The 12,880-nt window shown below is 64.1% G+C and carries 11 protein-coding genes; 6 read left to right on the top strand and 5 right to left on the bottom strand.

Translation table 11 applies throughout. The features are described from left to right. Nucleotides 1-108: 108 nt before the first annotated feature. Both Spa11_RS05390 and Spa11_RS05385 read left to right on the top strand, forming a co-directional pair. Nucleotides 109-696 carry an ATP-dependent Clp protease proteolytic subunit gene (locus Spa11_RS05390; protein WP_145109024.1) on the top strand — a complete coding sequence of 196 codons (588 nt, stop codon included), beginning with the start codon at nucleotides 109-111 and terminating at the stop codon, nucleotides 694-696. A 225-nt stretch (nucleotides 697-921) separates the two neighbouring features. Next, nucleotides 922-2,127, top strand: coding sequence for a hypothetical protein (locus tag Spa11_RS05385; protein ID WP_145109021.1), 1,206 nt, complete (start codon nucleotides 922-924; stop codon nucleotides 2,125-2,127). 69 nt (nucleotides 2,128-2,196) lie between these two features. On the opposite strand, the gene Spa11_RS22785 is transcribed toward Spa11_RS05385, so the two are convergent. The 5 genes from Spa11_RS22785 to gap all read right to left on the bottom strand — a co-directional run bounded on the left by Spa11_RS22785 (nucleotide 2,197) and on the right by gap (nucleotide 6,008). Beyond that, a complete protein-coding gene (locus Spa11_RS22785) occupies nucleotides 2,197-2,976 on the bottom strand; it encodes a spondin domain-containing protein (protein WP_197529763.1) in 780 nt (259 codons plus the stop codon). A 239-nt stretch (nucleotides 2,977-3,215) separates the two neighbouring features. Then, on the bottom strand, nucleotides 3,216-3,530 hold the full coding sequence (locus Spa11_RS22780) for a hypothetical protein (RefSeq protein ID WP_197529762.1): 315 nt from the start codon (nucleotides 3,528-3,530) through the stop codon (nucleotides 3,216-3,218). After that, nucleotides 3,530-4,120 carry a sigma-70 family RNA polymerase sigma factor gene (locus Spa11_RS05375; protein WP_145109015.1) on the bottom strand — a complete coding sequence of 197 codons (591 nt, stop codon included), beginning with the start codon at nucleotides 4,118-4,120 and terminating at the stop codon, nucleotides 3,530-3,532. The genes Spa11_RS22780 and Spa11_RS05375 overlap by 1 nt, the downstream gene beginning before the upstream one ends. A gap of 117 nt (nucleotides 4,121-4,237) precedes the next feature. Continuing rightward, nucleotides 4,238-4,804, bottom strand: coding sequence for a hypothetical protein (locus tag Spa11_RS05370; protein ID WP_145109012.1), 567 nt, complete (start codon nucleotides 4,802-4,804; stop codon nucleotides 4,238-4,240). 184 nt (nucleotides 4,805-4,988) lie between these two features. After that, entirely contained in the window at nucleotides 4,989-6,008 is a 1,020-nt protein-coding gene (gene gap / locus Spa11_RS05365) for a type I glyceraldehyde-3-phosphate dehydrogenase (RefSeq protein ID WP_145109009.1), read from the bottom strand. Nucleotides 6,009-6,314: 306 nt separating this feature from the next. Between gap and Spa11_RS05360 the strand changes: the two genes are divergently transcribed. The 4 genes from Spa11_RS05360 (at nucleotide 6,315) to Spa11_RS05345 (ending at nucleotide 12,880) form a co-directional block, all read left to right on the top strand. Beyond that, complete coding sequence (locus Spa11_RS05360) at nucleotides 6,315-7,418, top strand: NHL repeat-containing protein (RefSeq protein WP_145109006.1); 1,104 nt, start codon at nucleotides 6,315-6,317, stop codon at nucleotides 7,416-7,418. 389 nt (nucleotides 7,419-7,807) lie between these two features. After that, complete coding sequence (locus Spa11_RS05355; RefSeq protein ID WP_145109003.1) at nucleotides 7,808-9,331, top strand: ATPase domain-containing protein; 1,524 nt, start codon at nucleotides 7,808-7,810, stop codon at nucleotides 9,329-9,331. Further along, nucleotides 9,324-11,306, top strand: coding sequence for a hybrid sensor histidine kinase/response regulator (locus Spa11_RS05350; RefSeq protein WP_145109000.1), 1,983 nt, complete (start codon nucleotides 9,324-9,326; stop codon nucleotides 11,304-11,306). Before Spa11_RS05355 ends, Spa11_RS05350 begins: the two co-directional genes overlap by 8 nt. Before the next feature lie 590 nt (nucleotides 11,307-11,896). Next, a complete protein-coding gene (locus Spa11_RS05345) occupies nucleotides 11,897-12,880 on the top strand; it encodes a hypothetical protein (RefSeq protein ID WP_145108997.1) in 984 nt (327 codons plus the stop codon).

The raw sequence follows: 12,880 nt of genomic DNA, 5'->3' as shown, positions 1-12,880 counted from the left end.
CGAACGATAGCCCGTTCTCTTCGTCATTCGTGCTTCGACATTCGTCATTAAGACGCGGTCAATAGCGTCGTTAGTAATAAGACTCACCCCGCTCGAACGGATTCCCCCATGCCCCTCATTCCTTACGTCATCGAGAAGAGCGGCCGCGAAGAGCGGGCGATGGATATCTACAGTCGGCTGCTGGTCGACCGGATCATCATCCTCGGCTCGGGCATCAACGACGAGGTGGCGAACAACGTCGTCGCCCAGATGTTGTTCTTGCAGTCGGACGACCCCAAGAGCGACATCCACCTCTACATCAACTCGCCCGGCGGCAGCGTCACGGCCGGCATGGCGATCTACGACACAATGCAGTTCGTCACCTGCGACGTGGCGACCTACTGCCTCGGTCAGTGCGCCAGCATGGGCGCCGTGCTATTGGCCGCTGGCGCCGCTGGCAAGCGGCACGCCCTGCCCAATAGCCGCGTGATGATCCACCAGCCGCTCGCCGGCATGGAAGGCACCGCCGAGGACATCCTCATCCACGCAACCGAGTACAAGAAGACCAAGGACAAGCTCAACGCGATCCTCGCCAAGCACACCGGCCAGACGCTCGAGCAGCTCCAGAAAGACACCGACCGAGACAACTTCATGTCCGCCAGCGAGGCGCTGGAGTATCACCTGGTCGATAAGATGATCGAGAGCATGCACGCGTAAGGGCGTGCGTGAGGGCGATCGCAAAGCGATCAATGGCGAGCCGGCGACGTTAGTCGTCGGTGGGAAGCAAGTACCAACTTCCCACCGACGACTAACGTCGCCGGCTCGCCGCTTTTTGGTGGTGCGTTCTTCGTGGCGTCACCCGCGGCTAGCGCCGACGGCTCACGGGGCGCGGGCGCCCGCCGGCGTTGACGTAGATCGTCGCGTCTTCTAATTACCGCCCGCATGGAAACCCTGCGGGCAATCTCTGCGCGGACCGCTGCTAGCAGGCTTATCGTCTGCCTGCTGCCCGCTGCCTGCTGCCTGCTCCTTTCCGGTTGCCAGAATGGCCGCCGCATGCAGGCCGACCTGTACCAGCGCGAGCTGCGGCTGCAAGAGGACGAGATCTACCGCCTCGAGGACTACATCGAGGAGTACCAGGGGATCATCGCCGGCTACCGTTGTGAGATCGACGACCTGAAGCGCGAGCTGGCCGCCGCCCCTTCGAAGCGTGCGACCAGCTCAACGACGACTCGCTCGGACAGCGTTCAGCTCTCGCCCCGAGAAGACGACGAAACATCGCTGCTGACGACGCCCGAGCCAACCGACTTTGACTCGCCGGATGCGGAGCCTCTGCCACCTGGCGACGAGGCGCCGGTGTTTCAACCGGGCGGCGCCAGCGACGCGGCGCCGCCGGGCGAGTCGCTCGACGAGGCCCCGCCGTTCGAGGGCGCCAGTCGGAGCCGCGACCGCGTCTCGCAAGTGGCCGAGACGCCGCGCGAGCCCGCGCTGCTGCAACCGATCTCGGCGACGCTCCCGACCAAGCGGCTCAACAGCGAGGTCCCTCCGAACCCCTACCCCAATGCCGTCGCCAGAAAGGCGCCCGCGGTCGAACCCGAGCCCGAGGTCGTCGGCGACCCGACGATCCAAGTCGCCGCCGAAGCGACCGGCGACGCCTCGCCAACGATCTCGGTGGTTGTCGAGTCACAAGAAGCCGACGCGTTGCGGCGTTTCGATGGCGCCGTGTCGGTGATGCTTACCGACCCGGCCGATGCCGGCCTTTCGAAACGCGTCGCGCGTTGGGATTTCACCCCGGCCGAGGTCCGCGAAGCGATCGGAAGCGATACGTCCAACCTGCGGCTCACGATCGCCCTGCCCGCCGCGACGCCGACCGATCGGCCGCTACGGCTGTGGGTGCGGATGGTGGATCGCAGCGGCCAGCGCAAGCTACAAGCCACCAGCGTGCGGTTCCTCGCCGAGCCGTTGCGGTTGATCGAGAATGAGTCGCTCGCCGACGCCGGTTCGATGCACCGCTTGCCAGCGACCGAGGACGGCCGGTCGGGTGACGCGGTAGTCCGGTCCGAGAACAACGGCTGGCGGACGCCCGATCGCAACGCCGCAGAACGCCACATGGATGCGGCCGTGACGCCCGCTTCTTACGAGGCTTGGTGAAACGAAGAAGGCCGTGGCGCGATGCACGCCACGGCCTCTTTCAGGATTCCCCGATCACTCTTCTGGCGGTTACCGCCTCAGGCACGCAGTGAGCGCTAGAAGCGCCGCGAGGGCCGCGGTCGACGGTTCTGGCACCACCTCGAAGGCGAAGGAGATAATCGGCGTGTCGGCGTTGAATGATGACGCGTAGACATAGCCAGGTCCTGTGGTCTGGCCTTGATAGAAATCAAAGCCGTTGGCGAAGTCGGCGGCGGTGACGACGCCGCCTTCATCGGCGCCGTCGGCGGCGGACTGACCCGCAATGAAGGCCGAGCCAAATAGGCCGTTCACTTCGCTACCGGCGTCCCAGAGGCGGTCGGCGGTCAGCGTAAAGCCTCCAGCGATGAACGCGCCGCCCGCGTCGAAGAGTTGGATCGCGGTCGGGCTGTCATTGCCGATGAATGTGTCGTTGCTGGGAACGAACATCGAGAGATAACTGAAGTAGCGGTTGGCCATGGGATCCAGCCCCGAGAGCACCACCGATTGGCTCGCGCCGGGCAAGAGCGGACCGAAGCCGCCACCGGCGTTCTGCGTCGGCGCAGCGATGGCCGTGGGCTGCTGGGCGAGTATCTCCGTAATGAGCGTCGCGCCGGTAGCGCCGAGCTCCGCGACATCCTCGACGCCGGGGCTAGCCGCCGATCCGCTGTTGAACTGATCGACGGCGCCGCTGTGCGCCGAAGTGATGATCGGTGAGAACGCGCTGCTAGTAGGACCCAGCAGATTCGTTACCGTTACGCGGACATCGACGGCCATGGCTTGCGTCGAAAGCGATAAGAGAGAAAGGATCGCAAAGGTTGAGTATCGATTCATCGTAGGACTCTCGTTCGGTAGAGATTCGTTACACATCGAGCGGCGTCCTGCAGGTACGCAACCCTTACGGCGACCTCCCCACCCTCGGCGCGCATCGAGGTTGATTCGTGAGTCGTAGCGGTCGTCGGTCGCCGGCGTCAGAGGCCGGCGCTGGGAAGTTGGTCGCTTGGCGACGGCGACGGCTACAAAGATTCCTCCAAGAATCTCCGAAGCCCGCAGCCCGCAGCCTCCGGCCGCGATCAAGCCTGCTCCGAATCCCGAGCGGCGGCCAGCGATTGGCGGATGCGTTCCGCGGCTTCGGGGCTGAGTGGTGGCGCGGTGGTCTCGTTGACTTCCGCTACGCGGACCTTGTCGGGCGCTGAAGTCAGCAGGCGCCGCAACCAACGCATCTGTTTGGCCTCGCGCCGACATGGACCGCACGACAACCTGTGGAGGCGAGCTGCCCACCAGCGGTCGCGCCCTACCGGGCCGTCCCATTCGTCTGACTCGGTCTGCGAGGCGTCGTCACAACGCGCGAAGAGCAGCAGCCGCCAGCCCCGCAGCGGAGATCGCATCAGAGTCTCTTCGCCTCGTCGCCGCCAAACCAGCGCATCTCAAGACAACGACGCAGCAGTTGCCTCGCGCGGTGCAGGCGGACTGAGAGGTTCTTCCGGCTGATCCCCTCCGAGCCGCAGATGTCTTCGGGGCTCTCATCCGCGAAGGTACGAAGTCGGAACGCCCTAGCAAGATGGTCGGGGAGATCACCGGTGCAACTGTGAACGACACTCCAGAACTCCACCTGTTCGACCTCAGGCTGGGGAGGAACGGCTGTCTTGCCGGACGCCGCGGCGCTTCGGTTTAGCGTCGAGCGGCGACCCTGTTTGCGGAAGTAGTCCGCGATCCGTCGCTTTAGAATCGCCACCAGCCAGGTCGGCGGCGTGCAATCACCGGAGTAGCGGGCCCGACTTTGCCAGGCGGCTAAGAGCGTCTCTTGGACGAGATCCTCCGCCGCGTCGGCGTCGCCGACACGCAGCATCGCGAAGCGAAAAAGCATGTCGCCATAACGATCGACCCAAGTCTCGGGGTCGCCCAGCTGGCCGACAATAGTCGACTCGTCCGCCTTCAGTGGTTTGTCGCGGTCGCAGAGAGGCTCGGCGGGAGGCATAGCGGCACCGGGCTGACCTGAGGGAGGATATCCCTCAAGCTAATCTTGAACGTGCGTACAAACCGTTAGCCGACACACACCCCGGCATTCGCGGCGCCGTGCACGGCCCACGAGGCGTCAATCGACGGGGGGCAACGGTGAAGGCTCCTGGCGAGGCTCTTCGACGGAGGCTTCTTCTTCGATGGTCGCCGGTTGGACCCCTTTGCCGATCTGGTACGCCGCCAAGCACCCGATCACGAGACAAGCCACATCGGCGGGGACGTAGGGCTCGCGTTCCGTCGCACGGAACGGCGCGCCTAGCGCGATGCCGTCCGACATCCGGGACCGGTCGTCGATAGCGACATCGGACCCCTCGGCTGCCGGGTCACCCGCGGGGGCGTCGGCGTCGGCGTCGCGGCTAGCAACGGCAGTCGGGATTGCCGCCTTCGCATCGACTTGGGCCCGGAACCACTGGGTCTGGAGGAACGGCCCAAGGATCGCCGCGGCGGCGGTCGCCATCGCGGCGAGCGCGCCCTTGGCGTAGATGGGCCCGCCCTGCCCTGTGACGGCCCGCATCAGCACGCCCGCCAAGACGCCGGCTACCAAGGCTCCAAGATAGGCGAAGTTGTTGAAGGCGAGCCCGATCGCCGCTACGACGGCTGTTCCGGCGATCAAACCTAAAAGCGCACCGACGGCCATACGCATCGCAGGTCTCGAAGTTAGAGAAGAGGGCGCCCCGAATGACGCTGTTTGAGCCGTGTGGCTCTCTACCGTTGTAATCTCGCAACGCGCACGGCGTTAGACGAAAACGAACGACCGTCGCAAAAAAACCGGGGCCGCGACGCGTTTGCGTCACGGCCCCGGCGTCAGATTCTTAAAGAGCGTTCGCTTACAGCTTGCCGATCTTCGAGATCAGGTCGACGGTGCGGCAGCTGTATCCCCACTCGTTGTCGTACCAGCTGACGACCTTGATCAGGCTGTCGCCGATCGACGTGGTCCACGGGCCGACGAAGATCGAGCTGTGGGGGTCGCCGATGATGTCGGTCGAGACAATCGGGTCCTCGGTGTAGGCGAGGATGCCCTTGAGCGGCCCCTCGGCCGCTGCCTTGATGGCGGCGTTCACCTCGGCGGGGCTCGCCTTCTTGGCGAGATTGACCGTCAGATCGACTACCGAGCCGGTGACCACCGGGACCCGCAGGGCGTACCCGGTGAGCTTGCCTTGCAGCTCGGGGATCACCAAGCCGACGGCCTTCGCGGCGCCGGTGCTGGTGGGGATGATGTTCATCGCTGCGGCGCGGGCCCGATAGGGGTCAGCGTGCGGCAGGTCCTGAACGTTCTGGTCGTTGGTGTAGGCGTGGATCGTCGTCATCAAGCCGTCCTTGATGCCGAAGGTCTCGTGCAACACCTTGGCGACCGGCGCCAGGCAGTTGGTCGTGCAGCTCGCGTTGGAGATGCACTTGAGGTCGGCGGTAAGCTTGTCGTCGTTGACGCCCAGGACGCACGTCAGGTCGGCGCCGTCCTTCGCGGGGGCTGAGAGGACGACACGCTTGGCGCCGGCTTCGAGGTGGCTGTCGTAGCCCGGCTTGCCATTAGCGGCGCGGCCGGAGAAGACGCCGGTCGACTCGACGACCACGTCCACGCCCAGCTCGCCCCAGGGGGCTTCGGCCGGGTTGCGGATCGCCAGCGCCTTGATCTTCTTGCCGTTGACGATGAGGTGCTCGTCGTCGTGCGACACGGTGCCGGGGAAGCGGCGGTGCGTGCTGTCGTACTTCAGCAGCGTCGCCAGCATGCCGTTGTCGGTCAGGTCATTGATGGCGACGACCTCGAACTCGTCCGGACGGGCGGCAAGGCCGCGGAAGGTCAAACGGCCGATGCGTCCGAAACCGTTGATGGCGACTTTAATGGCCACGGTCTTGTCTCTCCTGGCAATACGTCTTCTAGTGGGACCGGTCGCCCGCCCCGCGCCCCTGCTGAGGGGCTGGGCAGCAACCGGCTCAAGGCTTCCAACAAGCCTTGTTAAACCGGTAGGGCAGGCCTCGCCTGCCTGAGTCACGTTGGACTTGAACTCTGGCAGGCGAGGCCTGCCCTACAAACCACAAGCTGAGCCGGTAGTTATAGTGCTGCCGAGCAAGGCTCACAACCACCGCCCTCGAGGCCCCGCAGGAGGCCCTCAGAGGCCCTCTGGCGGCGTCCTTCCCTTGTCCGACCCAAACTCATGTCACGCCCAAACATCGCTCTAGCGGCCCTCCTAGCAGCCCCAATGGCCCTCTACGCCCACCCCGGCCACGACCACCGCGATCACTTGGTCGCCGCCGAGAAAAACCCCTCTACGGAGGGGGCTTCCGAGACGCCCGATGAGAACGCCGTCACCGGCTCCGGCGATCTGCGGTTCCGCTACCGGTCCGACCTCAGCGAACTCCCGGAGGAGATCGCCAAGGGGATCAAGAAAGCCCACGGCGGTTTCGCCAAGACGCCTGACGGGGACATCTATTTCGGCCTCGAAGGGACCGGCCTCGTCCGCCTTTCAGCCGACCTGAAGACGAAGACTCTCGTCTCCGACTCGGACGACATGAAGGGCGGCGCACTTCACAACACAACCTACGTCAAGAAGGACGGCGACCTGCTGATCCTCCCCGACCCGGCTCGCGGCCGCGTCTATGCCGTGACGCTTGAGGGCAAGACGGTCGCGACCATCGGCCGTCCCGCGGTGAACGACTACTACAAGAACGCCGACAACGCCTACCGTCCCACCGACGCCGACCTGGCGACCGATAACGTCCTCTACATCTGCGACGGCTACTCGCCCGGCAAGTACGTCCTCACCGCGGACCTCGAGGGAGAGAAGTTCTTCGACCGCTACTACGGCGGCCCCGTCGAGGGCAATGGCCGACAAGAGGGCAAGTACTCGACGAACCACGGCGTCACGTTCGACCCCAACGACGCCACGCTGCTGATCGCCGACCGCGAACGCCAGTGGATTCAGCGGATGACGCTCACGGGCGATTTCGTCGAGGGCTTCGACACGGCCGGCGGCGACGTCTGCGACATCGACTTCGTCGATTGGAACGGCGAGCGTCTGATGGTCGCTGGCTGCCTCAAGAGCGGCGCCCCCAGTCAGCCTGGCGCCGAGCCGGGATTCGTCGCGATCCTCCGCGACGGCAAGGTGGTCTCGACGCTCAAGCCAAAGGTAGATCTGGGCATCGAGGAGTTCCAGCACATCCACAACGCCGCTGGAGTGGTAGTGGACGGCAAGCTCTACGTCCTCTGCTACGGCTGGAACCCGGGGTGCTTCGCGGTGCTAGAGCATATCGTCGAGTGAGCCCCCCTCCTGAGCCGTCGGCGCTAGCCGCGGCCAGCGCCTCGAACGACCCACCACTCCAAGTGACCGGGAGCGGGAACGCGTCAGCGCCCGGAGTGCGGGAGGTGCACACTCGCTTGGCGTGCGTCCGCTTCGCTCCGACGACTTGCGTCGTCGGCTCGCCAACGCGTCACTCCCGTGACGGTCGGGCCGTGGCGGGCTGCTGTCACGGCCACTGCCACCGGCTGGTTGCGCAACGACCAAGCGAGTTTTTTAAGAACCAACTTCTTCTGCCGTCGTCCTTTATTACGCCTTCGGCACGTCTCTAGCTAAGCATTCTAGGAGTAGAATCAGCAACCCTCGGCCCGAGGGCGGCATCTGCCGCTTCCTTCAATGTAAGGCGCCGCGCGATGGTAAAGCCCACCGTTGACATCAGCTCTGGAAACGAGACGCTCGACGCGATTCTCGGCGGGGGGCTCACCGCCAACCGTATCTACTTGCTCGATGGCCACCCGGGCGCCGGTAAGACAACCCTCGGCTTGCAGTTTCTATTGGAGGGCGTCCGGCTCGGGGAGAAAGGCCTCTACGTTTCGCTCTCCGAGACGAAGGACGAGCTCTACGGCATCGCGGAGTCGCACGGCTGGGACCTCAGCGAGATCGATATCTACGAACTGGTCGACACCACGAACTCTCTCGACGCGGAATCGCAGTACACCATCTTCCAACCCTCGGAAGTGGAACTCGGCGAGACGACGCGGCGCATGCTCGAGCGTGTCGAAGCGCAGAACCCACGGCGCGTGGTGATCGATTCCCTCTCCGAGTTGCGGCTGCTGGCCCAAAACCCGTTGCGCTACCGGCGACAGATTCTGGCGCTGAAGCAGTTCTTTGTCGGCCGCGACTGCACGGCCATCTTCCTCGACGACAAGACCTCGAGCGACAACGACCTGCAGCTGCAAAGCCTCGCCCACGGCGTCGTGAGCCTCGACCGCAACCCGTCGGAGTTCGGCGACGAACGGCGGCGGCTGCGGATCGTCAAGTTCCGCGGCAGGCATTTCGTCAGCGGCTGGCACGACTTCGACATCGAGCGGGGCGGCGTCCAGATCTATCCGCGCATCGAGGCCGCTTACCATGAGCTTTCGTGGGCGAAGAAGTCGCGCGTACTCAGTGGGAACGAGTCGCTCGACGCCCTGCTGGGCGAGGGCGTCGCGCCGGGGACAAGCACCCTGATGCTCGGCCCGGCAGGCGTCGGTAAATCCTCGTGTTCGACGCTCTTCGCCGTTACCGCTTGCAAGCGCGGCGAGCGGGCCGTCATCTTCGTCTTCGACGAGAGTAAGGAGACGCTGCGGATGCGGTCCGCGGGACTCGGCATGGACTTGGAAGAGTTCGAGAAGTCCGGGCTGCTCGAGATCCACTCGGTGAATCCCGGCGACGTCTCGCCCGGTCGATTCGCCTACCTGGTCCGCCAAGCCGTCCAGCCCCGCGAAGACGGCGCGCGGGTGTCGGTGGTCGTCATCGACAGCCTGAACGGGTACCTCAGCGCGATGCCCGAGGAGCGCTTCTTGCAGATTCAGATGCACGAGTTGCTCCACTACTTGGGCAGTTGCGGCATCTCGACGTTCCTCATTGTCGCGCAACACGGCATGCTCGGCGCCTCGATGAAGACGCCGGTTGACGCCAGTTATCTCGCCGACACGGTGATCCTCTTCCGCTACTTCGAGGCGGCGGGTGAAATCCGCCAAGCGATCTCGGTCGTCAAGAAGCGCGACGGCACGCACGAGCGTTCGATACGTGAACTCCATATGGGGGATGGCAAGATACGCGTCGGTGAACCGCTCCGCGCCTTCCATGGCGTTCTGGCCGGCACGCCAACGTACAAAGGAGACATAAACGAACTCATCGACCGAGGCAGCGCCACTCGGGGCAGCAATGTCTAACCTGAAGCCCGCCATCGGGTCCCAACGCGTCCTGCTCCTTCTCCCCACGGCGAAGGACGCCGAGATCACCGTCCGTCTGTTTGACGAGAACGGCTTCGAATCGCACATCTGCCACAACCTCGATGAGTTGTGTGAAGAGGTCCATCTCGGCGCCGGAGCCGTCGTCATCGCCGAAGAACGGTTGCTCGACGACGCCGACGGGCTCGTTGAACGGATGCTGCGGGAGCAGGCGGCGTGGTCCGATTTGCCAGTGATCATCCTCACGCTCCCGAGCGAGATCAATCTGCGCGCGCTGGATGGGTGGCATCAGTCGGCCAACGTCACGCTGGTGAGACGCCCGCTGCAGATCGCATTGTTCCTCAGCGTCATCCGCTCGCGGCTCAGCGACCGCCTCCGGCAGTACACGGTGCGCGACCTTGTCGAGACGCTCGACAAGCGGGGGCGGGAGTTTCGGCAGCTCGCCGACTCGATGCCGCAAATGGTGTTCGCCGCCGACCGCCGCGGGAGGTTGGAATATCTAAATCACCGGGCTAGCGCTTACCTCGGCGTTAGCTTGGAAGAGGCCCGGCGCCTCCAGTGGACCGAAGCCATCCATCCCGATGACGCCGATGACGCCCAAGCAAAATGGCGGCGATCGATCGACGGCGGCGTCACGTTTCAATGCGAGGTCCGTGTGCGCGACGTCCGCACGAATCGGTACCGCTGGCACTTGGCCCGTGCGTTACCGATCTATGACGAGACCGGCGTGATCGCTCGCTGGTTCGGGACGGGCACCGATATCCACCAACAGAAGCTCACCGAGCAGAAACTCAGCGCGGCGCTAGAGCGCGCCGCCGCAGCCGGCGCCGCCAAGAGCGAGTTCGTGGCCAACATGAGCCACGAGATCCGCACGCCGATGACGTCGATCCTGGGCTACGCCGAGCTGCTCGAAGAGAAAGAACAGGACCCCGAGAAGCTCCAGTTCCTCTCGATCATCCGCCAGAACGGCGCGTTCCTGCTGGAGATCATCAACGACATCCTCGACCTCTCGAAGATCGAAGCGGGCAAGCTCGAAATCACCCCCGAGCGTTTTGAGCTCGCCACCTTCGTGCACGAGATTCACTCCCTGATGCAGGTCCGCGCCGCGGAGAGCGGCGTCCGCTTCGGCGTCGAGTTCGAGGGCCCCGTGCCGGAAACGCTCCGCAGCGACCCCAAGCGGCTCCGGCAGGTGCTGGTGAATCTCGTCGGCAATGCTCTGAAGTTCACGAAGGACGGCGCCGTTCGATTGGTCGTGAGCCACCGCGGCAACCAAGTCGTCTTCGACGTGATCGACACCGGCATCGGCATGACCGAGGAACAGGTCGCCCAACTCTTCCAGCCGTTCCACCAGGCCGACGCGTCGGTCACGCGGCGCTTCGGGGGCACGGGCCTTGGCCTCGCCATCAGCCATCGCTTGGCCTTGATGCTCGGCGGCGAGATCTCTGTCGTCAGCGAGGCGGGCGCTGGCAGCACCTTCACGCTCAAGCTCGACGCCGGCCCTTCGCCGATGCGGTCGGCTATCCCGGGACCGACCGATAACGGCGACCAGCCGTCGGTGCGTCTGAAGAAGGCTTGCCGGTTGCTCGTCGTCGACGACCGCCGCGACATCCGCTTCCTGGCGGGTCGCATCCTCTCCGGCGCCGGCGCCGAGGTCGAGTACGCCGAGAACGGCTACGAGGCCGTCCAGCTGGTCGAGAGCCAACTGGCGACGCAAACGCAGCCCGACCTGGTGCTGCTCGACATGCAGATGCCGACGATGGATGGCTACCAAGCCGCGGCCGAACTTCGCTCGATGGGCTACAAGAAGCCGATCATCGCCCTCACTGCCGACGCCATGCAAGGTGACATGGACCGCTGCCTGAGCAGCGGCTGCAACGCCTATCTGAGCAAGCCGATCGAGACAGAGAAGATGCTGCGGATGATCAACGAGCACCTGTCGCCCAACGGCAACGCTTGATGAGCCGTGGGCGCTAGCCGCGGGTGGCGTCAAAGGAAAGCGTCCCGCTAGCAAACGTCTGAGCCGCGGGCGGTAGCCCTCGGAGCCGCAGGACCAATAGCGTAGCAACATCCCCTCCGCGACAACTTCGACGGCTATCATCCACGGCTCAGACGCAAGGGACTGGGTGCTTCTTCGTGCGCCTCGAACCCTCCTCTCTCGGGTTAGTCGAAAGCGCCAGTTGGTGCTAGTGAATCGGCAGCGGGCACTCGGCGGCCGTTCTGGTTGGTTGGCGCCCCAGCTGGGCAACGTGTCGCCACCTCGCGTCGCAACCTTGTCTCGTGAATTTATTCATCTCACTTTCACAAGGTCGCGCATCCCCTACTTGTGCAGGAAGAAACGCGCACGAGGGGGCAAAGATGGACAACCAATTGCTTGACGAAACGCCTGCGCGGGCGCGGGCTTTGCACGAGGCGAGTCTCGTCTTGCGGGAGAGTAGCGGCACAAGCCGTGGCGGATGTTCTCTCCCCCTCTTGATCGAGCGAGTCCTTCGCCGATTGTTAACGAACCCCGAAATGGAGTTTAGAATGCTGACACGAATTGCACTAACTATGGCAGCCGGTTTGATCCTGCCAGCCGCTGTCGGGGCCGGCCCTCTTAATCCGAAAGTCGTATCGGCCGACGCGAAGTGGGTCGCTCACGTCGATTTCGCCGCCCTGAATGACACGAAGGCCGTGCGCGAGGTCCGCGACATTTGGCCCAAGAAGACCGAGAAGGCCCGCGAATGGATGCAGGAAAACTACGGCATTGATACGCGGGAGGACTTCGAGAGCGCCACGGCCTACGGCAGCAGTTACGGCAAAGACGACTGCGTCGTCGTCCTGAAGTCCAACTACAGCGAGGACAAAGTTCATTCGCGGATCGAATCCCAGGAAGACGTCAAAACGACCGAGTGGCGCGGCCACAAGATCTACACGTGTCAGGCGTCCAAGATGAAGTCGAAGCACCATAAGGCGGATTCGAACGACGAGAAGAAGGACGCTTCGTCCAGCAATCACAAATCCGACAGCAAGTGGGCGGATAAGTCCGACCGTGTCGCTTGGGTGCTGGTCGACGATGAGACGATCGTCTATTCCAAATCGGTGCGGAGCCTCAAAGACGCCGTCGAAACGCTCGAAGGCCATGCCGAATCGCTCGAAGGTAAAGAGTCGGAACTGACCGCCGACATCCCCGACAACGCTGTCGTGTACGCCGCAGCGGTTGAACTCGATTCGATCTCGCACGAAGGGGCCATGTTCCCGCTGCTCCGGCAGCACAAGCGGGCCTGCTACGCCCTCGGCGAGAAGGATGGCGAGCTGTTCGATGAATTGAAGCTCGTCGCCCGCAACGAGAAGGTCGCCGAGAAAATGGAGAAGGTCGTCGAAGGTTACGCGGCCGCGATGAAAGTGATGTTCATCGACTCCGAGCCGATGAGCAAGATGCTTGAGAACGTGGAGATCGAACAGGACAACGCGACCGTCAAGACGTGCTGGAACGGCGATGTCGATCGCTTCGCCGAGGCGTTGAAGGACTGCAAGAAGAATATGAAGCGTTGA

Origin of the sequence: Botrimarina mediterranea (assembly GCF_007753265.1) — a bacterium.
Lineage (GTDB): Bacteria > Planctomycetota > Planctomycetia > Pirellulales > Lacipirellulaceae > Botrimarina > Botrimarina mediterranea.
This window is presented reverse-complemented; position numbering and strand designations above follow the sequence as displayed.